The 24,384-nt window shown below is 34.6% G+C and carries 28 protein-coding genes; 13 read left to right on the top strand and 15 right to left on the bottom strand.

All coding sequences use genetic code 11. From position 1 onward, the window contains the following. The first annotated feature begins 179 nt into the window (after positions 1-179). Complete coding sequence (locus C8C87_RS14315) at positions 180-956, top strand: alpha/beta hydrolase (protein ID WP_121343047.1); 777 nt, start codon at positions 180-182, stop codon at positions 954-956. Between the two features lie 20 nt (positions 957-976). On the opposite strand, the gene C8C87_RS14310 is transcribed toward C8C87_RS14315, so the two are convergent. Genes C8C87_RS14310 through C8C87_RS14295 form a run of 4 tightly spaced genes read right to left on the bottom strand, consistent with a single transcriptional unit; the run spans position 977 to position 4,279 of the window. Beyond that, positions 977-2,116 (bottom strand): ATP-binding protein, encoded by a 1,140-nt coding sequence (locus tag C8C87_RS14310; RefSeq protein ID WP_121343046.1) that lies wholly within the window; start codon positions 2,114-2,116, stop codon positions 977-979. A gap of 52 nt (positions 2,117-2,168) precedes the next feature. Then, on the bottom strand, positions 2,169-2,558 hold the full coding sequence (locus C8C87_RS14305; RefSeq protein ID WP_121343045.1) for a four helix bundle protein: 390 nt from the start codon (positions 2,556-2,558) through the stop codon (positions 2,169-2,171). A gap of 46 nt (positions 2,559-2,604) precedes the next feature. After that, on the bottom strand, positions 2,605-3,357 hold the full coding sequence (locus C8C87_RS14300) for an SDR family NAD(P)-dependent oxidoreductase (protein ID WP_121343044.1): 753 nt from the start codon (positions 3,355-3,357) through the stop codon (positions 2,605-2,607). 49 nt (positions 3,358-3,406) lie between these two features. Beyond that, positions 3,407-4,279: an aldo/keto reductase family oxidoreductase gene (locus C8C87_RS14295; RefSeq protein WP_099714076.1), complete on the bottom strand. Its 873-nt coding sequence runs from the start codon at positions 4,277-4,279 to the stop codon at positions 3,407-3,409. A 212-nt stretch (positions 4,280-4,491) separates the two neighbouring features. Between C8C87_RS14295 and C8C87_RS14290 the strand changes: the two genes are divergently transcribed. The 8 genes from C8C87_RS14290 (at position 4,492) to C8C87_RS14255 (ending at position 13,637) form a co-directional block, all read left to right on the top strand. Beyond that, positions 4,492-5,496 carry a MoxR family ATPase gene (locus C8C87_RS14290; RefSeq protein ID WP_121343043.1) on the top strand — a complete coding sequence of 335 codons (1,005 nt, stop codon included), beginning with the start codon at positions 4,492-4,494 and terminating at the stop codon, positions 5,494-5,496. Between the two features lie 80 nt (positions 5,497-5,576). Then, positions 5,577-6,440: a DUF58 domain-containing protein gene (locus tag C8C87_RS14285; protein WP_099714078.1), complete on the top strand. Its 864-nt coding sequence runs from the start codon at positions 5,577-5,579 to the stop codon at positions 6,438-6,440. A gap of 17 nt (positions 6,441-6,457) precedes the next feature. Beyond that, the gene (locus C8C87_RS14280; RefSeq protein ID WP_121343042.1) at positions 6,458-8,089 is read left to right on the top strand and encodes a hypothetical protein; all 1,632 of its coding nucleotides are present in this window, start codon (positions 6,458-6,460) and stop codon (positions 8,087-8,089) included. After that, entirely contained in the window at positions 8,089-9,090 is a 1,002-nt protein-coding gene (locus C8C87_RS14275; protein ID WP_099714081.1) for a VWA domain-containing protein, read from the top strand. The genes C8C87_RS14280 and C8C87_RS14275 overlap by 1 nt, the downstream gene beginning before the upstream one ends. Before the next feature lie 99 nt (positions 9,091-9,189). Next, on the top strand, positions 9,190-10,227 hold the full coding sequence (locus C8C87_RS14270; RefSeq protein ID WP_121343041.1) for a VWA domain-containing protein: 1,038 nt from the start codon (positions 9,190-9,192) through the stop codon (positions 10,225-10,227). Positions 10,228-10,298: 71 nt separating this feature from the next. Next, positions 10,299-11,039: a tetratricopeptide repeat protein gene (locus C8C87_RS14265; protein WP_099714083.1), complete on the top strand. Its 741-nt coding sequence runs from the start codon at positions 10,299-10,301 to the stop codon at positions 11,037-11,039. Between the two features lie 20 nt (positions 11,040-11,059). Continuing rightward, positions 11,060-12,814 (top strand): BatD family protein, encoded by a 1,755-nt coding sequence (locus C8C87_RS14260; protein ID WP_121343040.1) that lies wholly within the window; start codon positions 11,060-11,062, stop codon positions 12,812-12,814. Positions 12,815-12,893: 79 nt separating this feature from the next. Beyond that, complete coding sequence (locus C8C87_RS14255; protein ID WP_121343039.1) at positions 12,894-13,637, top strand: tetratricopeptide repeat protein; 744 nt, start codon at positions 12,894-12,896, stop codon at positions 13,635-13,637. Between the two features lie 21 nt (positions 13,638-13,658). Here C8C87_RS14255 and C8C87_RS14250 read toward each other — a convergent pair whose 3' ends face one another. Beyond that, positions 13,659-14,162 (bottom strand): CvpA family protein, encoded by a 504-nt coding sequence (locus C8C87_RS14250; protein ID WP_121343038.1) that lies wholly within the window; start codon positions 14,160-14,162, stop codon positions 13,659-13,661. A gap of 143 nt (positions 14,163-14,305) precedes the next feature. Between C8C87_RS14250 and C8C87_RS14245 the strand changes: the two genes are divergently transcribed. The 3 genes from C8C87_RS14245 (at position 14,306) to C8C87_RS14235 (ending at position 16,359) form a co-directional block, all read left to right on the top strand. Further along, positions 14,306-14,662: a hypothetical protein gene (locus C8C87_RS14245; protein ID WP_099714087.1), complete on the top strand. Its 357-nt coding sequence runs from the start codon at positions 14,306-14,308 to the stop codon at positions 14,660-14,662. A 160-nt stretch (positions 14,663-14,822) separates the two neighbouring features. Beyond that, complete coding sequence (gene pheS, locus C8C87_RS14240) at positions 14,823-15,842, top strand: phenylalanine--tRNA ligase subunit alpha (protein ID WP_099716240.1); 1,020 nt, start codon at positions 14,823-14,825, stop codon at positions 15,840-15,842. Between the two features lie 109 nt (positions 15,843-15,951). Next, positions 15,952-16,359: a hypothetical protein gene (locus tag C8C87_RS14235; RefSeq protein ID WP_099714088.1), complete on the top strand. Its 408-nt coding sequence runs from the start codon at positions 15,952-15,954 to the stop codon at positions 16,357-16,359. Here C8C87_RS14235 and C8C87_RS14230 read toward each other — a convergent pair. The 5 genes from C8C87_RS14230 to C8C87_RS14210 form a co-directional block, all read right to left on the bottom strand. Next, entirely contained in the window at positions 16,330-16,578 is a 249-nt protein-coding gene (locus C8C87_RS14230) for a hypothetical protein (protein ID WP_121343037.1), read from the bottom strand. The genes C8C87_RS14235 and C8C87_RS14230 overlap by 30 nt on opposite strands. A gap of 4 nt (positions 16,579-16,582) precedes the next feature. Continuing rightward, positions 16,583-16,801, bottom strand: a complete 219-nt coding sequence (locus C8C87_RS14225; protein WP_121343036.1) for a hypothetical protein — start codon at positions 16,799-16,801, stop codon at positions 16,583-16,585. Between the two features lie 37 nt (positions 16,802-16,838). Further along, the gene (locus tag C8C87_RS14220; RefSeq protein WP_099716241.1) at positions 16,839-17,834 is read right to left on the bottom strand and encodes an NAD(P)H-dependent glycerol-3-phosphate dehydrogenase; all 996 of its coding nucleotides are present in this window, start codon (positions 17,832-17,834) and stop codon (positions 16,839-16,841) included. A 313-nt stretch (positions 17,835-18,147) separates the two neighbouring features. Beyond that, positions 18,148-19,311, bottom strand: a complete 1,164-nt coding sequence (locus tag C8C87_RS14215; RefSeq protein ID WP_121343035.1) for an iron-containing alcohol dehydrogenase — start codon at positions 19,309-19,311, stop codon at positions 18,148-18,150. A gap of 4 nt (positions 19,312-19,315) precedes the next feature. Then, the gene (locus C8C87_RS14210; RefSeq protein ID WP_199716387.1) at positions 19,316-20,080 is read right to left on the bottom strand and encodes a type 1 glutamine amidotransferase domain-containing protein; all 765 of its coding nucleotides are present in this window, start codon (positions 20,078-20,080) and stop codon (positions 19,316-19,318) included. An 86-nt stretch (positions 20,081-20,166) separates the two neighbouring features. Between C8C87_RS14210 and C8C87_RS14205 the strand changes: the two genes are divergently transcribed. Beyond that, a complete protein-coding gene (locus tag C8C87_RS14205; RefSeq protein ID WP_121343034.1) occupies positions 20,167-21,063 on the top strand; it encodes a LysR family transcriptional regulator in 897 nt (298 codons plus the stop codon). Here the strand turns inward: C8C87_RS14205 and C8C87_RS14200 are convergent, their stop codons facing one another. The 5 genes from C8C87_RS14200 to C8C87_RS14180 all read right to left on the bottom strand — a co-directional run bounded on the left by C8C87_RS14200 (position 21,064) and on the right by C8C87_RS14180 (position 24,366). Further along, positions 21,064-21,768, bottom strand: coding sequence for a hypothetical protein (locus C8C87_RS14200; RefSeq protein WP_121343033.1), 705 nt, complete (start codon positions 21,766-21,768; stop codon positions 21,064-21,066). After that, positions 21,769-22,380, bottom strand: a complete 612-nt coding sequence (gene nadD, locus C8C87_RS14195; protein WP_121343032.1) for a nicotinate (nicotinamide) nucleotide adenylyltransferase — start codon at positions 22,378-22,380, stop codon at positions 21,769-21,771. A 32-nt stretch (positions 22,381-22,412) separates the two neighbouring features. Then, a complete protein-coding gene (locus C8C87_RS14190; RefSeq protein WP_121343031.1) occupies positions 22,413-22,778 on the bottom strand; it encodes a four helix bundle protein in 366 nt (121 codons plus the stop codon). Between the two features lie 35 nt (positions 22,779-22,813). Beyond that, the gene (gmk, locus tag C8C87_RS14185) at positions 22,814-23,389 is read right to left on the bottom strand and encodes a guanylate kinase (protein ID WP_121343030.1); all 576 of its coding nucleotides are present in this window, start codon (positions 23,387-23,389) and stop codon (positions 22,814-22,816) included. Between the two features lie 116 nt (positions 23,390-23,505). After that, positions 23,506-24,366, bottom strand: a complete 861-nt coding sequence (locus C8C87_RS14180) for a YicC/YloC family endoribonuclease (protein ID WP_121343029.1) — start codon at positions 24,364-24,366, stop codon at positions 23,506-23,508. Positions 24,367-24,384 lie beyond the last annotated feature (18 nt).

Here is a 24,384-nt window from a genome sequence, read left to right as displayed (position 1 = left end):
AAGATTAACTTTACAAAAAATAAACCGCTATAAAATGAGTGCACTTCTTGCGTTATCGTTACTTTTGGCTAAAATAATCAGTCAGGTTTTAAAAGAATTGTTGGCTTTGATTTAGAATAATAAATCAATACTGTCATTTTAAAAACCATTTTTCAATCAGATAAATGCTCCAAATTAACATGAAAATATACCTGCAAATACTATTTTGTCTCTTTTTGTTAAGTTGTACATCCCATAAAAACACAACCAATACCAAACTCAATAACCAAGCATTTGAGGTCAAATCAGATAGTGCCAGTTGGTTGGACAGTTCCAGAAACAGGTTGATTCCGGTTGCGTTTTATTCCCCAATTGTAAAGGATAAAATTTCAAATCAACAATTGGTAATTGTGAGTCACGGTTATGGAGAAAATAAACCAAGCGCAAATAAATCGTATTCCTATCTGACGAAAAAATTAGCGTCCAAAGGCTATTTTGTAGTGAGTATTCAGCATGAATTACCAACTGATGATTTGTTGCCTTTGACAGGAATTCCTCAAGTGGTACGACGATCAAATTGGGAAAGAGGAGCAGAGAATATCCTGTTTGTTTTTAATGAACTGAAAAGAATAAAACCAGAATTAGATTTCAAACATGTAAACCTAGTTGGACATTCCAATGGAGGTGATTTGACGGTTTTATTTGCTCATAAATACCCAAATTTGGCCAATAAAATAATTTCATTGGACAACCGCAGAATGGAATTACCCAGAACTTTTCAGCCTAAAATCTACTCGCTTCGTTCTAGTGACCAGCCTGCTGACGAGGGAGTTTTACCTACTGTTGAAGAGCAGAAAAAGTTCGGAATAAAAATTATTAAACTCCCCAATACCATTCATAATGACATGAATGACAGAGGAAATAAAAGGCAGAAAAAAGAAATTAATGCTTATATATTGGATTTTCTTGCCGAGTAAAATCTATAAAATAAGTGTATTTACTGTACATCATATTTCATCTTTCTCAAAATCCGTAATGCTTCTTTAAACGATAAATACACTTGATTGAAAGGTTTTATCAGTGTTTTTGCATCTATCAGTTTTTGTTTGGCTTCTTCAAAACCGTTGAGGTAACAAATCATAAATGTTGAGGGCAAGTTTTCTAAATCTTTGTGTTCCCGCTCAGATAATGAAAGTCCTTTTTGGAGTTTGTTCAGCAAAGTAATATTGGCATTGTAAATATGAAATAACATTTTTTTGTTGAATTCCGGCGGCTGAAAAAGCATCTCTCTTTCTATTTTATAATAGCCATTATCATGAAAATGAATCGTTTGTTTTTCTAAAGGATAATAGCTTGTTTTGTCATTCAAACCCAAAGGAACATATTCAATAATAGTGAAAGTATCTTCATTATAAACAATTTCGACTACATCCTGAGCCGAATAAAACAGCTTGATTTGTTCATTGATCAATTCAATATCCACACGTGATAAATAGGTTTTGTCCCGCGATTTTTTTGCAATTCCTGCCCAGCAAATCACAAATAATTCTTTGAATACTTTATACTTTGGCGCCATATCCTTGTGGCGAAAATTCATAAAATCAATCACGCCATCGAGTGTGTATTCGATGCTGTTTCGAGAGTTGTTTTCGATGCCAATTACGGTTTCCGTATTCTGGTAATTCTTTTCAATTTCGCCTTCAATAGGCATCGTGTTACTGCCTCGCCGTATAAAAATACTGTTGGCAGGAATCGTGTGAATTCCTTTTTTGAAATGGGAAGTTTTGCTTTTTGGCTTGACCGTAACCAGCCCAATAACTTTATCTTTTGGCAAGTTTGGGAAAGGCACGTTTTCGTACTGAATTTTCGGAGGATTTTCCAGATAGGCATTCACTAAATTCTGAATCCGACTATCGTCAAAAAAGTCATCGCCCACAATAGTGTTATCTTGATCTTCAACACCCACAACGATATAGGAATTGTTCGTGGGATTTGAATTGGACAGCGCGCAAATGTGTTTTAAAAACTTGGCTTTTCCTTCCCGTGTATGCAAATTCAACTGGCGCTTTTTATCATAAAAACTACTCTCATCATTGTGAGCGAGCAGGTTTTTAATAAGAATGCGTTTGTTGATCATTGGTATTGTTTATTATTTATTTCTATTTTTTATTGTTGTTAAGACATATTTATTAATCATATTTTGATCCTTTTCTATCAGAACTTTTTAAAAAATTCATGAATTTTGAAATTTGGTCGATTATAATTTGAGATTTTAAAGTTAACTCCAAATAGTTTTCTTCGTTGATATGTTTTCTATCGAAGGACCTTTGTAATTGTGCTTTTGTTTCACAACATGAACCTCTTGAATAACTCAAAAAAGTAATAAATTCTTTGTTTCCTCCCCGGCCAAAACCCTCAGCAATATTATCCATAACTGACCCAGAAGAACCATTGATTTGATCCCTTAATTTATAATCTTGACCAAGAGTTGTGTTTTGAATTAAATGCCAAACGTGATTACTTTGTTCTCTAGCTAATTGATAGATTCCCATTTCCTCAAAAGAATTGTAATTCGCCATATTTAAAGGTTTATAAATAATAATAGAAATAAAAAATTAACAATAATCAATCTCTTTTTAAAATTGTAGCAGCGGCTTGTGCTGTTGGCAAGACCATCAAATCGGCAATATTTACATGATACGGTCTGGAAACTACAAAATGAATAATATCAGCGATATCTTCTGGATGTAATGGCTCAAAACCTTTATAAACATTGGCCGCTCTGTCTGCATCGCCTTTAAAACGCACTTCGCTAAATTCGGTTTCTACTGCGCCGGGATGAATTGCTCCCACCCGAATTCCATAAGGATTTAAGTCCATGCGCATGGCTTGGTTCAAGGCATCAACCGCATGTTTGGAAGCACAATAAACGTTTCCGTTTGGGTATACTTCTTTTCCGGCGATGGAACCAATGTTGATAATATGACCTGATTTTAGTTCAATCATTTGTGGGATTATAGCTTTTGAAACATATAAAAGCCCTTTTACATTGATGTCAATCATGGCGTCCCAATCGTCTAAATCTCCGTTTTGAATGGGATCTAAACCATGGGCATTTCCGGCATTATTAATTAAAACATCAATTTTAGAAAAAGCTTCCGGAATGGAATTGATACTCTCAAAAACCGCTTTTTTATCCCGAACATCAAAGGTCAAAGTATGCACTTCAGTAAATGCTGAAAGTTCTTTTTCAAGAGCGATTAACCGGTCTTCACGGCGTCCGCAAAGAATAATTTTATAGTTGTTTTTAGCTAATATTTGTGCAGTCGCTTTACCAATTCCGCTGGTTGCTCCAGTCACTAAGGCTGTTTTAGTCATGAGTTTTTTTCTATTTTAGATTCTAAAGTTGCTGAAATGAACACTAATTCTAGGCTACATCATTTCCCATGCTTGCTGCCCAAATGGCAAACCAATCTTCTTTGTCTAGTTCTAATTCGACCGCTTTCATCAGCGATTGAATTCGGGCTACATTTACCGTTCCGGCAATAGGAATCACATTAGCAGGGTGTTTTAAAATCCAGGAAAGCAAAATAGTATCTGACCCAAAATGGTATTTTGAAACTAAGGTCGCCAGTAATTTTTTCAAACGTCTGGTTTGTGGAATGTCTTCTCTAAAAACGGATCCAAGCGGATTCCAAGACATCGGGCGAATGTTGTTTGCTTGCATATAATCAAAACTTCCATCCACCATAGGCTCAAAATTAGTGGCCGAAAACTGCACTTGATTGTACAAAATTTCTGTTTTTTGACGGATCAATTCGGTTTGTGAAGCCGTGAAATTAGAAAGACCAAAATCAATGATTTTACCATCTGATTTTAGTTTCAAAACTGCTTCGGCAATTTCATCCGCTTGCATTAACGGGCTGGGTCTGTGGAGTAAAAGAACATCCAGATAATCAGTGTGTAGATTTTTTAATGAATTTTCAACGGACCAGATAATATAATCTTTCGAATATTCATAATGTTTTATAGTGTTGATGCGGTTTTCCGTCACCATTTGAATACCACATTTGGATATTAATTGTATTTTTTCTCTGGCAATTTTACTAGAGGCAAAGGCTTTTCCAAAATCAGATTCGGTGGTATAATCACCATATATATCGGCATGATCGAAAGTAGTAATTTTGTTTTCCAAACATACATTAATCATGTTTTCCATTTCTTTGGTATTGAGATTTTTATCCCATATTCCCCAATTCATGACACCCGCTACAATAGGTGATAATTTTGTTTTATTCATGGTTTTTATTTTTTATTGAAATTCATTAATCTGCTATTTCAAGGTATATTTTTCAAAGTTCTTAAAAATATAAAAATTGTATCATAATTCGTCCTTAAAATTAGGGCTTTTGTCGAAGTTTTAACCATTTTTTAACATCTTACTTCTAAAAAAAAATTCAATTTGCACCATCAAAACGAGGGCATTAAATTCAAGGTTTTAAAAATAATAAAATGGAAGAAAATACAGCGACTTTAGACATCAGAGCAATCAATGAAAAAATAGAAAGAGAGAGTGCTTTTATAGACCTTCTCACAATGGAAATGAACAAGGTTATCGTGGGTCAAAAGCATATGGTGGAGCGTTTGTTAATTGGACTTTTGGGTCAGGGGCACATTCTGCTGGAAGGAGTTCCCGGATTAGCAAAAACATTAGCGATAAACACTCTTTCACAAGCGGTACACGGATCTTTCAGCAGAATACAGTTTACCCCGGATTTATTGCCAGCCGATGTTGTTGGGACTATGATTTATAACATTAAAGCCAATGAATTTTCGATAAAAAAAGGACCAATTTTCGCTAATTTCGTCCTTGCCGATGAGATTAACCGTGCGCCTGCCAAAGTACAATCGGCATTACTGGAAGCCATGCAGGAAAAGCAAGTGACTATTGGTGATACTACTTTCAAATTAGACCGACCATTCTTGGTTTTGGCTACTCAAAATCCAATTGAACAAGAAGGAACATACCAATTGCCTGAAGCTCAAGTCGATCGTTTCATGTTGAAAACAGTTATTGATTATCCAAAAATGGAAGACGAGCGTTTAGTGATTCGTCAAAACCTAAAAGGGAGTTATGAAAAAGTAAATCCTGTGGTTTCAGTAGAACAAATTTTACGTGCTCAAGAAGCAGTTCGTGAGGTTTATATGGATGAAAAAATAGAAAAATACATACTTGATATCATTTTCGCCACTCGTTACCCAGAGAAATATAAATTGGCTGATTTGAAACCATTAATCAGTTTTGGAGCGTCGCCACGTGGAAGTATCAATTTGGCGAATGCCGCAAAATGCTACGCTTTTATCAAACGTCGTGGCTATGTAATTCCAGAAGATGTTCGTGCTGTAGTTCATGATGTGTTGCGTCACAGAATTGGAGTTACCTACGAAGCAGAAGCAGAAAATATTACTTCAGTAGACATCATCAACAAAATCGTAAACGAAGTAGAAGTACCCTAAAAGTGAATAGTAATAAGTGAATAGTAATTAGCCTTGGTTGGTTACTATTCACTATTCACTAATTACTAATTACTAAAGAAATGGATACAAAAGACCTCTTAAAAAAAGTACGGAAAATAGAAATCAAAACCCGAAGATTGAGCGATCACATCTTTTCGGGAGAGTATCATACGTCTTTCAAAGGACGTGGAATGACGTTCAGTGAAGTGCGTCAATACCAGTACGGAGATGATATTCGTGCGATTGATTGGAATGTAACTGCGCGTTACAACGAAGCGCACGTAAAAGTTTTTGAGGAAGAGCGCGAATTGACCATGATGTTAATGGTTGATATTTCGGGTTCAGAAAGTTTTGGTTCAAAAAATCAATTCAAGAAAGATATTGTTACGGAGATTGCTGCAACGATGGCTTTTTCGGCAACTCAAAACAATGATAAAATAGGTTTGATTTTGTTTTCGGATGAAATCGAATTATACATTCCGCCAAAAAAAGGAAGATCACACGTGTTGCGAATCATCCGGGAATTAATAGAATTTCAGCCTAAAAGTCGTAAGACAGATATTGCCCAAGCCTTGAAATTTTTATCAGGAACCCAAAAAAAGAAAGCGATTGTGTTTGTAATTTCTGATTTCATGTCAGAAGATTACGAGCAAACATTAAAAATAGCCTCTAAAAAACACGATATAACTGGAATTCGCGTGTACGACATTCGAGAAGAAAAAATGCCGGATTTAGGAATGGTTTCTATGCTTGACGCCGAAACCGGAGCAATCGAATTGATAAATACCGGTTCGAAAGCAGTGCGAATGAATTATGAAAAACAGTACCACGATAAAGTCAACTATTTTAAAGAAACATTCAGCAAATCAGGTTCAGGTGTTGTAAACACTAGAGTTGACGAAAGTTATGTGACAAAATTGCTGAGTTACTTTAAATCGAGATAAGGGTTCAATAATAAAAGATGAAAAAACAATTATACCTACTACTATTGCTGCTTTCTACAGCTGTTTTTGCACAACAAAAACAAGTAGTTACGAGCATTGATACAACTAAAAATAAAATTGGTGCCGAGTTTAAACTGTCTATAAAAACAACGGTAGATACTGCTTCAAAAGTGATTTTTCCAAAACTAAAAAACTTTGGTGCTTTAGAGGTGATTCAGTCATATCCTATTGATACTGTAAAAATGGATGGTCGTTATGAGTTAATCAAAAAATACGGTTTAACCCAATTTGATTCCGGTAGATATGTTGTTCCAAGTATCAAGATTTTTATCGACAGCAAGCCGTTTATGACGGATTCGCTTTTGGTTGAAGTGGCAAATGTTCAAGTGGATACTTTGAAACAAAAAATGTTCGACATTAAGGACATTGCACCAGCAGATAATCCAATAGGCGACTGGTGGAAATACCTGTTAATTTTTGCTTTGATTATTGGTATTGGAGCGTTTGTTTATTGGTTCATTAAAAAACGCCAAGAAAAGAAACTACAGGAAGAAATTTATAAAACGCCAATCGAGAAAGCGACTAGTTTGCTGGATACTTTAGAGAAAAAAGAACTTTGGCAAAAAGGCGAAGTCAAAGCCTATTATAGTGAATTGACGGATATCGCCAGAAATTATATCGAAGAAGCGATAGAAATTCCAGCAATGGAAAGTACGACTTCAGAATTGATTCAAGGACTTAGAGCGGCTTCTGTCAAAAAGAAAATGACGCTTTCACAGGAAATCATCGAAAATCTGGAACGTGTTTTGAAACAAGCCGATTTAGTGAAATTTGCCAAGTCAAAACCACTGGATTTTGAAATTACCGAGGATCGAAATAAGATTCAAAAAGCAATTCTGACATTAGACAATTCAATTCCTGTGGAAGTACCAGTTGAAGAAGATGTGTTGTTGAATGAAGCGCAAAGACAAAAGCAGATACAAATTCAATTGCGCAAACAAAGAAATAAACGTATTGTTACTGCCGTAGCATCTGTTGTATTTTTATTGGCAGCAACAACAACTTTTTTCGTTGTAACCAAAGGATTTAGTTATGTAAAAGACAATATCATTGGTCATCCTACCAAAGAATTATTGGAAGGAGAGTGGGTAAAAAGTGATTATGGAAATCCGGGAGTTATTATAGAAACACCAAAAGTGCTTAAGAGAGTAGATTTGACAAAAACACTTCCTAAAGATGGAATGGCTTTGATCAAAGAAATGCAGTCTTTTGCGTATGGAAGTGCTTTGGATCCTTTTTATCTGATGGTTTCTGCTTTAAAATTTAAACAGGAGACACAAATAGATTTGGCTAAATCTATGGATGGAATATTGCAATCAATGGAAGCTCAAGGCGCCCAAAATATGATTGTGAAGCAAGAGGAATTTGAAACCAAAGAAGGGGTTAAAGGCATTAAAGCCTATGGTACTTTTTCGCAAATTAATGGAGATGATAAGTCAAGTACAAAAATGTATTATGAAGCATTACTGTTTAGTCAGGAAGGTGGATTACAACAGATTTTACTTTTTCATGAAGAAGGAGATACCTATGCAAATGAAATATCAGAACGAGTTTTGAACTCTGTCGAATTAAAACAAGCAAGTAAATAATGACTAAAGTAACTTTTTTAAACCCAGAGTTTTTTTGGTTGTTTCTTCTGATTCCAGTAGCAATTGTATGGTTGTTACGGAAAAAGAACCATCAATCAGCCACATTAAAAATAAGTTCGTTACAAGGATTTAAAGGTTCGAAATCGTATTTGACAAAGTTAAAGCCGATGTTGAATGTACTTAGAATTCTGGCTTTGTGCTCTTTGATTATTGCTATGGCAAGACCAAGAACAGTTGATGTAAGTAATAAAACAAAAACGACCAAAGGAATTGATATTGTTATGGCAATTGACGTTTCTGGAAGTATGCTTGCTAAAGATTTGAAACCGGATCGAATGCAAGCACTTAAAAAACTGGCGTCAGACTTTGTTGAAGAAAGACCAAACGATAGAATTGGGCTTGTGGTGTATGCTTCGGAAGCGTATACAAAAACACCGGTAACCAGCGATAAAGCAGTTATTCTGGATGCTATCAGAAGTATAAAATACGATAATGTTTTAGTGGACGGAACGGGAATAGGAATGGGATTGGCCACGGCCGTAAACCGATTAAAAGACAGTAAAGCAAAGAGTAAAGTAGTTATTTTGATGACTGACGGGGTAAATAATGCCGGATTTATTGAACCGGATACAGCTTCTGACATTGCAAAACAATACGGAATAAAAGTATATACAATAGGAATTGGGACAAACGGAATGGCGATGTTTCCTTATGCTATTGCGCCAAATGGAAAATTTCTTTTCCAAATGATGAAAGTGGAGATTGATGAGCAAATGATGAGAAAAATTGCTAATAATACTGGTGGAAAATATTTTAGAGCAACGAGCAACAGCAAATTAGCCGAAATTTATGCAACAATAAACAAGCTTGAAACCACTGAAATCGAAGAATTGAAATTTTATGATTATGATGAAAAATTCAGGCCATTTGTATGGTTAGCCGGTTTTTTATTATTGTTTGAATTAGGATTGCGAAATACAGTTTTTAAAAGCTTTATATAATATTTAAAAACAAAAAAGACTAGAAGTCTTTAAGGGAATGAGTTTAGATAGTTAGTAAACTTTGCGCCTTCTTTGTGAACTTAGCGGTTAAAAAAAATTATGGAATTAGACGAAAAAAAATATTTATACCTCCTTTTTATACTGCCACTTTTGGTGTTGGTTTTTCTGGCTAATTTATATTGGAAAAGAAAAAAACAGCGCGAATTTGGGGATTTAGAAATGGTGAAAAGACTGAGCCCGGAAAGTTCTGTTTTTAAACCGGTTTTGAAATTAGGAGTATTGCTTTTGGCATTGACCGGATTAATTCTTGGATTGGTAAATCCAAAAATTGGTACCAAAATGGAAACCGTAAAAAGGGAAGGAATCGACATTGTTTTTGCAGTGGATGTGTCCAAAAGTATGCTGGCCGAAGATGTAGCGCCAAATCGTTTGGATAAAAGCAAGCAAATTGTTTCGCAAATTATCAATCAATTGGGAAGCGATAGAATAGGAATTGTGGCGTATGCCGGAAGCGCTTTCCCGGTATTGCCGATTACTACGGATTATAGTGTTGCAAAAATGTTTTTGCAAAGCATGAATACGGATATGGTTTCTTCGGTAGGAACGTCATTCAACGAGGCCATCAAATTATCATCAACGTATTTTGATGATAAAAAAACGAGCAAGCTCTTGATTATGATTTCTGATGGTGAAGACCATAATGAAGGTGCAGAAGAAGCAGCGGAAGAGGCCAATAAACTAGGAATTAAAATTATTACAATTGGTGTTGGAACTGAAAAAGGAGGTACGATTCCATTGAAAAGAAATGGAATTGTCGAAGGTTTCAAAAGAGATAATAACAATGAGGTTGTTATAACGAAACGAGTTCCAGAAAGCCTGACGGCGATTGCTAAAGCGACAAAAGGCGGTTATGTAAACGGAAACAACACTAAAGAAGTGCTTGAATATATTAAGAATGCATTGAATAATATTCAAAAAACAGAATTTGAAGCGACAGAAATGGCTGATTTTCAATCGCAATTTCAATGGTTTTTAGGTTTTGCTTTTGTTTTCTTATTTCTGGATATTTTCCTTTTGGAACGAAAAACAAGTTGGGTAAACAAATTGAATTTATTTAACGAGAATAAAAAAGTTTAAAGTATAAAGTTGCGCTCCATTATTGGAACAAAAACACTAAGTATACTTTGACACTTACATTTAAAAACACAATGAAAAACATAATTTTATATCTGTTATTGCTTTTTTCTTTTGTTGCAAACGCACAACAGAAAGATAGAATATTGCCTAAAGCAAACGAGGAATATGCCGAAAATAAATTTGTAGATGCCGAAGCTAATTATAGAATTTCGGATTCAAAATTTCCTAATAAAGCAACTGCACCTTTCAATCTTGGAAATACTATTTATAAACAAAAACAATCTTCGGAAGCAAAATTTGCATACGCTAAATCTTTAAAAAATTCAAAAACAAGACCACAAAAACATAGAGCCTTTCATAATCTAGGAAATGTTTTCATGAATGAAAAGGATTATACGCAAGCAGTTGAAGCCTATAAAAATGCCTTAAGGAACGATCCAACAGATGAGGAAACGCGTTATAATTATGCTTTGGCAAAAAAAATGCTGAAAGAAAATCCTCCAAAGGATGACAATAAAAAAGACGACAAAAAGAGCGATAAAGACAAGAAGGACGATAAGAAAGACGGAGAAAAAGATAAAAAAGACAATAAGGATAAAGAAAAGAAAGACGATAAGGGAGATAAAGACAAGCAAAATAAAGATCCTAAGCCAAATGAAAATGGAGAGCCAAAACCAGCTCCCGGAGGAATTTCTAAAGAACGTCTGGAAAACTTGTTGAATGCAGTGAATAAAGAAGAGAAGAAGGTACAGGATAAAGTAAACGCCAAAAAAGTACAAGGAAAACCAGTTAAGACGGAGAAAGATTGGTAGTTGAATTAGATAATTTGAAAATGAAAAAATTTATAGCAGTACTAGTTTTAATGGTGTGCAATTTACTTAGTGCTCAAGTACAATTTGAGGCTAGAGTGAGTAAAGCTACGCTAGGTATAAACGAGAGACTTCGTATCGATTTTATGATGAATGTAGACGGAGATAATTTTGTCCAACCGTCTTTTGAAGGATTTAGAATTATTGCCGGACCAAGTCAGCAAGTGAGTCAATCTTGGGTGAACGGAAGAAGCTCTTTTGAGAAAATATATTCTTATTTTCTTTTGCCAAATCAAAAAGGGACGTTGGTTATCAAGCAAGCCGCTATAGAATACAACGGGCAAATCTATAAAACATCGCCTATAAAAATAAATGTTACCGCAGCAACGGAACAGCCTAGAGATCCAAATGATACCAGTGTTTCTGCAGATGGAAATCTCTATTTAGTTGCTGATATTTCTAAAACAAATCCATATATAAACGAGCCCATTACGGTGGTTTATAAATTGTATTTTAACAATATCGGAATCACAAATTCTAACGAAGTTAGTAAGCCAAAATACAATGATTTCTGGAGTCAGAACATTGATATAAAACGATTTGTTGCTGAAGAAGGCATGTTTAAAGGGGAACAATACCGTTTTATAGTGCTTAAAAAAATAGTTTTGTACCCTCAAAAATCAGGAAAGTTGGTCATTGAACCATTGTCATTAGATATTGATGTTCAATTGCCGTCGAATCGCAGGGATATGTTTGGTCGAATGGTTGTCACCGAGGGCAGCAAGAGAGTTTCTGCAGGAGCTAAAACCATAAATGTAAAAGCTCTTCCCGAAGCTGGGAAACCGGAAGATTTCTCGGGTGCTGTTGGAAATTTTGATTTCAAAGTAACACCAACCAAAACTAATTTAAAAAACGGAGAAAGCCTGGACTTAGTAGTAAGTGTAACCGGAAAAGGAAATCTGAAATTATTCAGTTTACCAAAACCGATAGCTCCCAATGCGCTGGAAATGTATGAAGCTGTTCATAGCGAACAAGTAAACACGCCACTTTCAGGAATGACCGGAAAAATTTCGGACAGCTACACCATCGTTCCGCAATACAAAGGGAATTACCCAATAAAACCATTAAAATTTACCTATTTTGATTTGGGTTCCAAAACCTATAAAACGCTAAGTTCTCAAGAGATCATGATTAATGTTCTTGACGGTCCTTCTCCTACTGATGCAACAATAGCTTCTGGTGCGGATACAAACAAGAATAAAATAGACAAAGTAGAGCAATTCAAATTCATAAAGTTAAAAAGCAATCTTTTGACAATGAATAAGAAAGACTTCTTTGGGTCTAATTTATTTTACGGATTGTTCTTTTTTCCATTTTTAATGTTGCCTTTAATTGTATTATTTAAAAAGAAAAAAGAAGCTATTGATGGTGATATTACCGGAAACAGAATTCGAATGAATAATAGATTGGCAAAGAAATATTTATCGGAAGCCAAGAAACAAATCAATAACAAAGAACTGTTTTACATTGCGCTGGAGAAAGCAATGCATAATTTCTTGAAAGCCAAGTTGCATATTGAAACTTCAGAAATGAGTAAGGATAATATTCAAGAATTGTTATTGTCAAGAAATGCAAATCCTGAAGCGGTGACTGATTTTATTGCACTTACGGAAAACTGTGAAATCGCTCGATATGCACCATCATCAAGTGTTACGATACAAAAGGATTTTGATAAAGCGGTAGTGATTATTTCAGATTTAGAAAAACAAATTGCTTAACCAACGATGTCATTGCGAGGAACGAAGCAATCTCATGTAGATTTGCAAGAATGGTTAATCGACAACTTATAACATTAAAATGAAAAACATACTTTATATATTATTATTGACAACCCAAGTTTTCTTTGCCCAAAGTGGCTTTGAAAAAGGAAACGAGTATTATCAAAAAGGGAAATATAATGAAGCGGTTGCGGCTTATGAAAGTGTTTTGACAGAGAGCAAACACTCTTCTGAATTGTATTTTAATTTAGGGAATGTGTATTATAAATTGAATAAAGTAGCACCTTCTATTTATAATTATGAAAAAGCATTGGTTTTAAATCCAAATAATACTGATGCTATTAACAACTTGAAATTCGCTCAAAAACGAACTATCGATGAAATCAAAGTAATCCCAAAAGTAGGTTTTGCAAAGCTGATTCGTGATTTTACGGGAATCTATCATTACAATACGTGGGCATGGATTTCTGTTGGACTGGCAACGGCGTTCCTGTTGTTTTTTATTGGGTATTATTTTTCACAAATTACACTTTCAAAAAGGATTTTCTTTTTTGGAATGTTTGTGCTTTTTTTTCTAATTCTAATCAGTGTTTCGTCTACCATTTTTGAGAAAAGTCATTTTGATACTGAAAAACCGGCTATTGTTTTTGCCGAAATGGCCAATGTAAAGAGCGAACCCAGAAATGGCGGTCAGCCAATATTTGTGTTGCACGAAGGAACAAAAGTCTATGTGGGGGAAACCATTGGAAAATGGAAAAAAGTACAACTAACGGATGGAACCGAAGGCTGGATTGAAAGCAATGCAATTAAGGAAGTGAAATAATAGTGTTCAATTGACCACTGATTACTTCTTCTTCAAACCGTCATACCAATTTTCTATCGAAGGATACATGAATCCTGCTGTTTTTTGGATTGGATTATAAAAAAGAGACTTGTCTAAGGTTTCTTTTTTGGCTAAAAAATTATGGTAGTTTATTTTTTCGAAAACCTTGAAAACAATTCCTATTATCAAAATTGTTTTTAGCACCCTGAAGAAGCCACCACCTAGTTTGTTTAGCCATCCTAAAAAGGCAAAATCAGCGATTCCGGTGAGGAATTTACCCAAAAGGGATATTCCAATTACTACGAGTATAAATGTGAGTATAAAAGCAATTACCTGGATTGTATTGGGATTCCATTTCACAAATCCGGCTAAGATTTCTTTGATAAATGACGAAAATTTTATGGCAAAATAAATCCCTGCCAATAACGAAACCAAAGAAGCTAATTCCACAAAAAGACCATTTCTAATGCCTTTATATAAAGCAAAAGCAAGTAGTACGCCCAAAACAATATCCAAAAATCCCATGATACTTAATTAAGAAAAATAAAAGTGCAAATATAAAAGAATTGTTCTTTACCATTGCCAATTTTCAAGTTCTTATCTTTGCTCAAAATAATTTCATAGATTATGGACTCATAGTTCATAATTTGTCACTCATAATTAAAGAAATGTCAAGAGACACACAACTTAAAGAACGCTGGGAACAGCTTGTAAATATACTTTCCAATCAATTTTCTCAAGGTGAGGATTTAGATCTCGACGCTATTATTTATCTAATTGGCGTACAAGAACTTGGAAAAGTACACAGTGAATACAAAAAAGACGAAAAATTAAACCTGATGCACATTGCGATTTGCAGGTTGTTAGAGCCTTATGGTTTCTATGAATTTGAGTTTTTTGACGAAGAAGGCTGGCCACATTACAAAGTAAAAGAGGAATTACCACCTTTAAAAGCTGGAGAACAGTCGGTTTTAATGAAAGAAGCCATTGTGAATTATTTCCTCGAAAGAGAACTTATTGAATAGTGTTCAGTAAAAATACTCGGCTTAAACGAACTTTTAGGATTTAAAAAGAAGCATAACAGCGGTAAAAAGGAATCTAACAATTTAGAATGGAAACTTTAAACTTTAAAGAGTATACTTGGAACAAATTTCCTAAATTTGCACTCTCAATTATTGGATGAAAATGATAGATAAGATAAAAGAATATATTGGTGAAGCACAAGCTTTCTCAACGCAAAATGCAGCAGAATTAGAAACATTCCGAATTAAATTTCTGGGAAGCAAAGGACTTTTAAAAGACCTTTTCGCTGAATTTAAAAACGTTCCTAACGACCAAAAAAAGGAATTTGGACAAGTAATCAATTTGCTTAAAACTTCTGCCGAAGACAAAGTAAAAACCATACAGGAAGCTTTAGAAAGTAAAGAAGAAATTAAAGGTTTTTATGGTGATTTGACGCGTTCGGCTGAACCAATAACTATTGGCTCTCGTCACCCTATTTCATTGGTAAAAAATCAAATTATTGACATCTTTTCAAACATTGGTTTCAACGTTTCTGAAGGTCCGGAAATCGAAGATGACTGGCATAATTTCACCGCATTAAACTTACCGGAATACCATCCGGCACGTGACATGCAAGACACGTTTTTCATTCAAACAAATCCTGATATTTTGTTGCGTACGCACACATCATCAGTGCAAGTGCGTTACATGGAAAACAACAAACCACCTATTCGTACCATTTCTCCGGGAAGAGTATTCCGTAACGAGGCTGTTTCGTCACGTTCACACTGTATTTTTCACCAAGTGGAAGGTTTGTATATTGACAAAGACGTTTCTTTTGCCGACTTAAAACAAACGCTTTTATATTTCACCAAAGAGATGTTCGGAAAATCAAAAATCCGTTTGCGTCCGTCCTATTTTCCATTTACTGAGCCAAGTGCTGAGGTTGATATTTATTGGGGTCTGAAAACAGAAACCGATTATAGAATCACCAAAGGAACTGGTTGGTTAGAAATCATGGGTTGCGGAATGGTAGATCCTAATGTTTTGAAAAACTGTGGCATCAATCCTGACGAATACAACGGTTTTGCATTCGGGATGGGAATCGAAAGAATTGCCATGTTGTTGTATCAAATCGGCGATATCCGTATGTTCTACGAAAATGACGTTCGTTTCTTAGAGCAATTCAAATCAAGCATATAAAAAATTAAGATTAGCGATTTTTGACCCAAGCGAGAGCGAACTGGCGAAGCATTTTAGAAGTTTAAATCTGCAATCAAAAATCGTTAATCATCAATCAATAATCAAATAAATGAAAGCCGACATCATCATCCCCGAAGTAGAAAACGTATTTCTTGCTGTAGTTCAAGAATGGAGTGACGATTTCATGGAAAAAGTGTGGTATGCTTATTTAGTAAATGATAGCGATTACTTAATCGAAAGTGTTATGGTGGTTTCCAAAGCTTTTGGAACTATTGACGGCGAAATGAAGAAAACATCGCTTTTGCGCCATGCTTTTGTAGAAGTGCCAGCGGTTTCAGTGGTGAAAATTGAAATGATTGAAAAAAGTGTTTTAGCACTTAACAATGAGTTCATGCTAACGTTTTTTATTGGAGACAAATTATACGATAAAAAGTTCATTTTCAAGGCACATTCCATCCATGAGGATTTCGTTGAAGAAGTGCCTATTCTATTTGTTGACGGGGTTATCGTGAGATAATTCAACACTATTTTCTCTTTTTATTTTTTTCTTCCAATTCGAATATCCAACAATAAATATTCCCGCCAAAACAAAATAAAGTGTTCGGAATAGATTTTCTTTGGACAAAAAAGCATCTTTGAAAGACAGTTCGGATAGGTCAAATGCGGCCATGATAAAAGAAACCATAAATCCCCAAATCAGCCCATTTTTAAGTTGGAATTTCCATCTTTCATTCATAAAATTATTTAGCGGCTTGTTGTTTAACTTTGGATTTCCAGGTAAAATACCCTAAAACAAATATCCCTACAAGGATATAAGCAGCTGCGCGAATATAAAAATTAGGTGTAGCAACCTGTTCTGAAAAAGGAATTTCTTTAATGTCGAATAATACATTGAAAACCGTCATAAATAGACCCCAAATCCCACCAGTTTTAATCTGGTATTTCCATCTTTCGCTCATGAAGTGATTGTGTTTGGTTATTAAATCTGTAGCTGAATTAATCTAGTTTATCAGTAAGTTTCTTAAACACGGACTTGGCATCCTGTCCTTCGTATAAAATACTGTAAACGGCATCTATAATTGGCGTTTTGGCACCATAAGCCTGGTTGAGTTTATACGCGCTTTTTGCAGCATAATATCCTTCGGCAACCATACTCATTTCCATCATTGCTGATTTAACGGTGTAGCCTTTACCAATCATATTTCCAAACATTCTATTTCTGGAGAATATAGAATAACCCGTAACCAATAAATCGCCTAAATAAGCAGAATCATTGATGTTGCGTTTCATTCTATGAACTTTCTTGATGAATTTTTTCATTTCTCGAATCCCATTACTCATCAATACCGACTGGAAATTATCACCATAACCTAAACCATGGGCAATTCCCGCTGCAATAGCGTAAATGTTTTTAAGCATGGCTGCATATTCCGTTCCTATAATATCATCTGTAATTTTAGTCTTGATGTAATTTCCGGATAAATTTTTAGCTACAGTTTTTGCTTTATCGGGATCGCCACACGCAATGGTAAGGTAAGAAAGACGCTCCATAGCTACTTCTTCTGCGTGACAAGGACCAGTGATTACACCGATGTTGTAATAAGGAATATCATATTTTACATGGAAATGTTCTCCTACAATTAAACTCGTTTCCGGAACAATTCCTTTAATCGCTGAAAAAATGATTTTATCTTTTAATGAAACCGTTAATTTTTCTAACTCACCATCCAAAAAAGCAGATGGAATTGCAAAAATGATGTAGTCTGCATACGCTACAGCTTCATTGATATCGCTGGTCAGTTTCAGTTTATTGATGTCGAATTCTACAGAACTCAAATAGTTTGGATTGTGTTTGTATGCTTTAATGTGTTCTATAGCAGCTTCATTGCGCATATACCATGAAATTTCGGTAAGATTTACACATAACATTTTTGCTATCGCTGTCGCCCAACTTCCACCACCTATTACTGCGAATTTTATATTTTCAGCCATTTTTTTATTGAATTTAATCAAAAGTACTTAAAAAAGTACTGATTATACAAATAAAATTAGAACAAGAAGGTTGATTTTTAAACGTGTTGGAAATATTACAATTCTAACAAGCAAAAAATAATTTTAATTTTTTTTGTTTTTTAACACAATATAAGTATCGCTATTTCGTTCTTGTTACTTATTGTTTAATAATTTAACAAAATAATGCGAATTGAGTTAGTTAGTTATAATTTAGAATTTTAAAAGGCGTTCCCAATAAAATGAGAACGCCTTTTATTTTATACTGACTCTATCAGTTATCTGGTGATTTGAATTAATAACTCATTTCAACAATAGATTTCACCTTTTCTAAAGTAATATTTTGTTTTTCTCCCAATCCTAACCAACCTCTTTCTTCAAAACGATTTACAATGAAATCAGCCGTTTTGTCAAACTCTTTAGTGTAATCGGATAATTTGGTTTCCATCCCCATCGTATGGAAAAATTCTACCGTTTTGTTGATAGCTTCATTTGCAATTTCGTCCTCAGTTCCAGTTAAATTGAAAATACGTTTTCCGTATTGTGCCAATTTTCCCTTTTTAGTTTCAAACATCACTCGGTATAAATTTGGACCCACAACTGCTAAAGTTCTGGCATGATCAATTCCGTATAAAGCAGTTAATTCATGACCAATCATGTGCGTTGCCCAATCAGAAGGAACTCCTTTTTGGATTAATCCATTCAAAGCCATGGTGCAACTCCACATAAAGTTAGACGCCAAAGCATAATCAGTAGGTTTTTCAACAACATCAGGACCTACTTGAATCAAGGTTTGTAGAATACTTTCGGCAATTCTATCTTGAAGATATCCTTCGTGCGGATACGTTAAATATTGTTCTAAAACGTGGGTGTAGGCATCAACAACTCCGTTTTGCAATTGTCTTTTTGGCAAAGATTCAATTACGGTTGGATCACAAATAGAAAATTTTGGAAACAAAGCGCTACCGCCAAATGATAATTTTTCTTGCGTAGATTCAATAGTAACAACTCCACCGGAATTCATTTCACTCCCAGTTGCCGGTAATGTCAGAACAGTTCCAAAAGGAATAATTTTAGAGACATCTTTGGTCAATACTCTTTTTTGAAGAATGTCAATTGGGTTTCCGTCAAAATGTACGGCAGCCGAAATGAATTTTACCCCATCAATTACGGAACCACCACCTACGGCAAGGATAAAATCTATTTTTTGTTCTTTGATAATCGCAACTGCTTTCATCAATGTTTCAAAATGTGGATTTGGTTCAATTCCACTAAATTCCACGATTTCAAAACCTTTTAAATTATTGATTACTTGTTCGTGAATTCCATTTTTAAAAATACTTCCCCCACCATACGCGAGAAGAATTTTTGCTCCTTGTGGAACTAGTGTGGAAAGTTTCTCAATTTGTCCTTTTCCAAAAACTAAATTGGTAGGATTGTATAATTCGAAATTTAACATGTTTTTATTTTTTTGAATTCAATTGGTTTAATAATTTTTCGGCAACTAATTTGGACGAAGCCGGGTTTTGACCTGTAATCAATAAACCATCCTCCACTGCGTACGGCTGCCAGTCTGCACCTTTTGAATAGGTTGCGCCATTAGCCTGTAAAGCATCTTCCAATAAAAATGGAACGACATCAGTTAAACCTACAGCAGCTTCTTCGGTGTTAGAAAAACCGGTTACTTTTTTACCTTTCACTAGAAATTCTCCATTTGCTTTCACACTTTTAAGAACGGCAGGCGCATGACAAACAAAAGCAACGGGTTTTTTGTTTGTATAAAATGCTTCGATTAAAGCAATTGAAGTTTCATCAGTGGTCAAATCCCATAACGGACCGTGACCTCCAGGATAAAAAACCGCATCATAGTCAGACTCTTTTACATCCACTAATTTTTTTGTGTTTTTCAGTTTTGCCAATAACTCAGTATCGGCATCAAATCTTTTAGTATCCTCCGTTGCAGCTGATGGATCTTCACTTTTTGGATCAATCGGCGGTTGTCCACCTAGCGGAGTAGCAACATCAATAGTTACTCCTTTATCTAATAATTCGTAATAAGGTGCAGCAAATTCTTCTGTCCAAAATCCTGTTTTTTCTCCCGTGTTACCTAATTTATCGTGACTGGTAACAACAAATAATACCTTTTTCATATTTTTTTTATTTTGTGCAGTTGCAGTAATGCAACTTGCGGTTAATGCTATAATGGCAAATAGTGCTGTTTTTTTCATTTCTAATTTTGTTTGTACAAATTTAGGGCGAATATGCTATTAGTAAAAATAATTTAAATTATGTTTGTGATAAATATATTTATATCATGGTCAATCTCGAATGGTACCGAACGTTTAAATCCGTTTATAAAAATGGTAACTTTTCTTTGGCTGCCAAAGAATTATTTATCAGTCAACCTGCTGTTAGTCAGCAAATATCCATGTTGGAAGCGCATGTAGGGTATAAGCTTTTCAATCGAAAGTCAAAAGGCGTGGAGCCAACGGAATACGCTAAGTTACTCAATAATTTAATCATTGAGGCTTTAGACCGATTGGAAAATGTGGAGAATGGTTTTCGTGCCAAGGCGTTCAATGCCAATCGATTAATTTCAATTGGAATCTCCAAACATTTGATGAGCAGTTTGGGAAGTGCCCTAGTTTCAAAATTTGAATTTATCGATTTTAGTTTTCATGAAAATGACACACTTTTTGAATTGGTGGATTCTAAAAAATTAGATTTTGCAATTGTCACCAAGCAATATGATACGTTTGACACCATTCAGAAAAAGGTAGGAGAAATTAAACAAGTGATTGTTGGTTCAAACAATATTGGTGCTTCTGAATTAAAATCCAATATCAAAATAAAAGATTTCCCAGCAATTGAGCATTGGTTGAACGACCAAAAATGGTTCAGCCACAATGCGCAAATTCCGCATATTAAATTGTTCTGGCTGCATGTTTTTAATAAAAAACGACCTTCGATGATTCCGAATTATATCATTCCATCTGAATATGAAATGCTCGAAATAATTTCGAAAAACACCGGAATCGCTGTCGTTTGGGATTGCAATGTAAAAAGTTTAATAGTAGAAAATAAAATTCAATTGTTGTGGAACAGCAAGCAAATGCCAAGTACCGAAGTGTTTTTATTATCCGGTAAAAACGATAATTTGAATATTATTTTTGAAAATATTGAAGTAGAATTGAAAAGAATTTTGGGGTAATTAAGAACAATATTTTGCTCTCATTTCTTTGGCTTCTTCATCTGAAGAATATCCCATGATGAGTAATCCTTCAGTGCAACCAATCTTTTTTTCTTGTAATAACTTTGTTATGAAGTTTCGAAATTGAGTGTTATCTCTATGACTACTTGGTATAAAATCTAAATAATTTCTATTGTATTTTATTTTTTCCATACAGATGATGTTAACTAAATTATCGTAAAAATATTCAACATAATATTCAGTATTTATTTCAAAATAAAATTCCTTGTACTCATTATCAAGAGTAAAAGAAATAAAATTGGAGAGTCCATTTGTATAACTTGGTCCATATTTATAATTTCCTGTGGGCTTTCCATAATAATCGCCAACAGAAACTTTTAAATTAGAAATGTCTTTATAAAAAAAACGTGTATTATCGGTTTCTATATATTCGCTCTCAAATCGTATGTTTCCTTCAAAAAAACCATTTACGTTTTCATGTTCTTTTAATCGAATTATAAAACTTATAATATGGCCAAAAAAAGCAGTTAATAAAATCCAGCTAAAATAGTAAGGTATCTTTATATTCCATTTGTCTTCGATAAAGTAAAGTGCTGTTCCAAGACAGAAAGCTATAGCTAAGGAGTAATTTGAAAGCTTTTCTGAAAAAGTCAGATTCCAACCTTTCTTTTTTATAGGATGAAAAATTCTAAAGTACAGTGTCATTTACTTCTTGTAAAAGTTATTGTGATCAATGTATTCCCAAACTTTTGCTGGCAATAACGGCTGCACATTTTTTCCTTTTTTTATATTGTCCCGAATAAATGTCGACGATATTTCTACAACTGGAGCGTCAATCATATGGATTTTTGGGTGATTATTGAAAGTTGTATTTTCTGTTTCCAAAGCAGTTGCTTCACCTGTTCGGCCTTTGGTCTCGAGTCGTGGATAGACATAAATTTCATGATGCGCCAGAATAGCTTCGTAGTTTTTCCATTTGTGCAACGACCTGAGATTGTCTTCGCCCATGATTAAAGAGAAATCGTAATTGGGATATTTTTCCTGTAAGTGAACTAAAGTATTCACGGTGTAATTGGGTTGCGACAATTTAAACTCAATATCCGAAGGTTTGATTTTAGGAAAATCTTCTGAAGCAAGATGCACCATTTGCAAGCGATGGTAATCATCGAGCAAGGTGCTTTTTTTCTTCAAAGGATTGTGAGGCGTAACGACCATCCATACTTGGTCTAAATCGGCATGCTCCGCCATGTGATTGGCAATAATGAGATGCCCAACATGAATGGGATTAAACGTTCCGAAATACAGACCTATTTTCATTGACTTAGTGACTAGTGATTAGTAAAAAGTAATTAGTTTTTGAGGGTTTTAGAGAAAGCATTAATCATTTTGGATTCTTCCTCAATTTGACTTAAAATTTCTGTATACAAAGTCTTGCTTGTTATAAAGCCAAGTTCATTAGCAATTAATAACTGAGTTTCAATTTCGAATAATGAGCCTCTTGAAATATCTAAAAAATGACTGAATGATTTATCCGTATTTCTTCCATAGCCTTCAGCAATATTCGAAGGAATAGATACTGAAGCTCTTTTTAACTGACTTGACAGAGCATATAATTCTTCTTGAGGAAATGATTTTACGAATTGATAAACTAAACAGACTTTTTTAATCTCTTTTTGCCAAATCAATAAATCTTTGTATGATTTTATCTCACCCATTTTTAAGCTAATTACTAGTAACTTTTTACTAATTACTATTTTTTCACATAATTCTTTACCAATTGATATGCCTCTTCAAGAGCTATAGGCAAATCGTAGTTTTTTATAATCACATCAAATTGTGGTGCTGTTGCCAGTTCTACAGAAGCTTTTGCAATACGCATATTGATTTTGTCATCACTTTCGGTAGAGCGTTCCTTTAATCTTCTTTTTAGTTCATCCACGCTTGGTGGTTTCACGAAAACGGCTAAAGTTTCTTCAGGAAATTTATGTTTGATACGCAATCCGCCAGACACATCAATATCAAAAATTACATTTTTGCCTTTGGCCCAAATACGCTCCACTTCACTTTTCAGGGTTCCGTAGAAATTATCTCGGTACACTTCTTCCCATTCCAAAAAGTCTTCGTTCTTGATGTGTTTTTTGAATTCTTCAGTAGACATGAAATAATAGTCTTTTCCGTTTACTTCTTCGCCTCTTGGTGCGCGGGAAGCTGCTGAAATTGAGAATTCAAGATTTAAATCTTCTTTGCTTAATAAATGTCTAACGATAGTAGTTTTCCCTGATCCTGATGGTGCCGAAAAAACGATTAATTTTCCTCCTGTGCTCATTTTATGCTGAATTTATTTCAGTATCTGTTTATGTTTTCCTGCAAGGTTTCAAAAACCTTGTAGGTATGTTGTAAAATTAATAAACCTGCAAAGTTAAAAACAGTGCAGGTTGATAATTACAATACGTTTAATACTTGTTCCTTGATTTTTTCCAATTCGTCTTTCATTTGAACGACTAATTTTTGCATTTGTGCGTGATTGGATTTAGAACCCATCGTGTTGATTTCGCGTCCCATTTCTTGGGTAATAAAACCTAATTTTCTACCGTTAGCTTCGGTTCCGTTGATGGTTTCCAAGAAATAATCCAAGTGATTGGTTAAACGTACTTTTTCTTCGGTGATGTCTAATTTTTCTAAATAATAAATCAATTCCTGCTCAAAACGATTTTCATCTACATTCACTTTAAGTTCTGAAATTGCAGTTTGCAAACGGTCTTTTATCGCTTGAACGCGTTCTGGATCAAGTGCCAAAGCTTCGGTCATGTATTGACGAATATTACCAATTCGCAATTGAAATTCTTTTTCAAGTGAAGCGCCTTCATCTCTTCTAAAGTTCAGGATGTTTTGCAACGCTTCTTCGATAACGGTTTGGATTTGTACCCAGTCGTTTTCATCGATTTCATCACGTTCTATTTTCATGGTGTCCGGCATGCGAACAGCCATTTTCATAAGTTCAGTTTCATCAGCATCGGCATAGACTTCTCTTAACTGGCTGATGTATGCTTTTACAATCGGCACATTCACTTTCGTAGAAGTTTGTTCGGCGGTACTTTCGATAAAAATAGAAAAATCTACTTTTCCTCTTTCCAGTTTTAGTGCAATTTGGTTGCGTAAACCCAATTCCATTTCGCGGTACAGCGAAGGCATTCTCACATTTAAATCTAAACCTTTACTGTTTAAAGATTTTACTTCTACCGTGATTTTTTTGGTTGGTAATTGCAAAGTCGCTTTACCAAAACCCGTCATTGATTGTATCATATAATTTTCTAAAAGAGG

The organism is Flavobacterium sp. 120 (assembly GCF_003633605.1).
Taxonomy (GTDB): domain Bacteria; phylum Bacteroidota; class Bacteroidia; order Flavobacteriales; family Flavobacteriaceae; genus Flavobacterium; species Flavobacterium algoritolerans.
Note: the sequence above shows the minus strand (reverse complement) of the source record. Positions and strands in the feature narration are given on the sequence as shown.

What these genes read in the sequence shown, in the direction of transcription:
- C8C87_RS14315 (WP_121343047.1), top strand. Translation starts at nt 180, where the DNA reads ATGAAAATATACCTGCAAATACTATTTTGTCTCTTTTTGTTAAGTTGT.
- C8C87_RS14310 (WP_121343046.1), bottom strand. Translation starts at nt 2,116, where the DNA reads ATGATCAACAAACGCATTCTTATTAAAAACCTGCTCGCTCACAATGAT.
- C8C87_RS14305 (WP_121343045.1), bottom strand. Translation starts at nt 2,558, where the DNA reads ATGGCGAATTACAATTCTTTTGAGGAAATGGGAATCTATCAATTAGCT.
- C8C87_RS14300 (WP_121343044.1), bottom strand. Translation starts at nt 3,357, where the DNA reads ATGACTAAAACAGCCTTAGTGACTGGAGCAACCAGCGGAATTGGTAAA.
- C8C87_RS14295 (WP_099714076.1), bottom strand. Translation starts at nt 4,279, where the DNA reads ATGAATAAAACAAAATTATCACCTATTGTAGCGGGTGTCATGAATTGG.
- C8C87_RS14290 (WP_121343043.1), top strand. Translation starts at nt 4,492, where the DNA reads ATGGAAGAAAATACAGCGACTTTAGACATCAGAGCAATCAATGAAAAA.
- C8C87_RS14285 (WP_099714078.1), top strand. Translation starts at nt 5,577, where the DNA reads ATGGATACAAAAGACCTCTTAAAAAAAGTACGGAAAATAGAAATCAAA.
- C8C87_RS14280 (WP_121343042.1), top strand. Translation starts at nt 6,458, where the DNA reads ATGAAAAAACAATTATACCTACTACTATTGCTGCTTTCTACAGCTGTT.
- C8C87_RS14275 (WP_099714081.1), top strand. Translation starts at nt 8,089, where the DNA reads ATGACTAAAGTAACTTTTTTAAACCCAGAGTTTTTTTGGTTGTTTCTT.
- C8C87_RS14270 (WP_121343041.1), top strand. Translation starts at nt 9,190, where the DNA reads ATGGAATTAGACGAAAAAAAATATTTATACCTCCTTTTTATACTGCCA.
- C8C87_RS14265 (WP_099714083.1), top strand. Translation starts at nt 10,299, where the DNA reads ATGAAAAACATAATTTTATATCTGTTATTGCTTTTTTCTTTTGTTGCA.
- C8C87_RS14260 (WP_121343040.1), top strand. Translation starts at nt 11,060, where the DNA reads ATGAAAAAATTTATAGCAGTACTAGTTTTAATGGTGTGCAATTTACTT.
- C8C87_RS14255 (WP_121343039.1), top strand. Translation starts at nt 12,894, where the DNA reads ATGAAAAACATACTTTATATATTATTATTGACAACCCAAGTTTTCTTT.
- C8C87_RS14250 (WP_121343038.1), bottom strand. Translation starts at nt 14,162, where the DNA reads ATGGGATTTTTGGATATTGTTTTGGGCGTACTACTTGCTTTTGCTTTA.
- C8C87_RS14245 (WP_099714087.1), top strand. Translation starts at nt 14,306, where the DNA reads ATGTCAAGAGACACACAACTTAAAGAACGCTGGGAACAGCTTGTAAAT.
- pheS (WP_099716240.1), top strand. Translation starts at nt 14,823, where the DNA reads ATGATAGATAAGATAAAAGAATATATTGGTGAAGCACAAGCTTTCTCA.
- C8C87_RS14235 (WP_099714088.1), top strand. Translation starts at nt 15,952, where the DNA reads ATGAAAGCCGACATCATCATCCCCGAAGTAGAAAACGTATTTCTTGCT.
- C8C87_RS14230 (WP_121343037.1), bottom strand. Translation starts at nt 16,578, where the DNA reads ATGAATGAAAGATGGAAATTCCAACTTAAAAATGGGCTGATTTGGGGA.
- C8C87_RS14225 (WP_121343036.1), bottom strand. Translation starts at nt 16,801, where the DNA reads ATGAGCGAAAGATGGAAATACCAGATTAAAACTGGTGGGATTTGGGGT.
- C8C87_RS14220 (WP_099716241.1), bottom strand. Translation starts at nt 17,834, where the DNA reads ATGGCTGAAAATATAAAATTCGCAGTAATAGGTGGTGGAAGTTGGGCG.
- C8C87_RS14215 (WP_121343035.1), bottom strand. Translation starts at nt 19,311, where the DNA reads ATGTTAAATTTCGAATTATACAATCCTACCAATTTAGTTTTTGGAAAA.
- C8C87_RS14210 (WP_199716387.1), bottom strand. Translation starts at nt 20,080, where the DNA reads ATGAAAAAAACAGCACTATTTGCCATTATAGCATTAACCGCAAGTTGC.
- C8C87_RS14205 (WP_121343034.1), top strand. Translation starts at nt 20,167, where the DNA reads ATGGTCAATCTCGAATGGTACCGAACGTTTAAATCCGTTTATAAAAAT.
- C8C87_RS14200 (WP_121343033.1), bottom strand. Translation starts at nt 21,768, where the DNA reads ATGACACTGTACTTTAGAATTTTTCATCCTATAAAAAAGAAAGGTTGG.
- nadD (WP_121343032.1), bottom strand. Translation starts at nt 22,380, where the DNA reads ATGAAAATAGGTCTGTATTTCGGAACGTTTAATCCCATTCATGTTGGG.
- C8C87_RS14190 (WP_121343031.1), bottom strand. Translation starts at nt 22,778, where the DNA reads ATGGGTGAGATAAAATCATACAAAGATTTATTGATTTGGCAAAAAGAG.
- gmk (WP_121343030.1), bottom strand. Translation starts at nt 23,389, where the DNA reads ATGAGCACAGGAGGAAAATTAATCGTTTTTTCGGCACCATCAGGATCA.
- C8C87_RS14180 (WP_121343029.1), bottom strand. Translation starts at nt 24,366, where the DNA reads ATGATACAATCAATGACGGGTTTTGGTAAAGCGACTTTGCAATTACCA.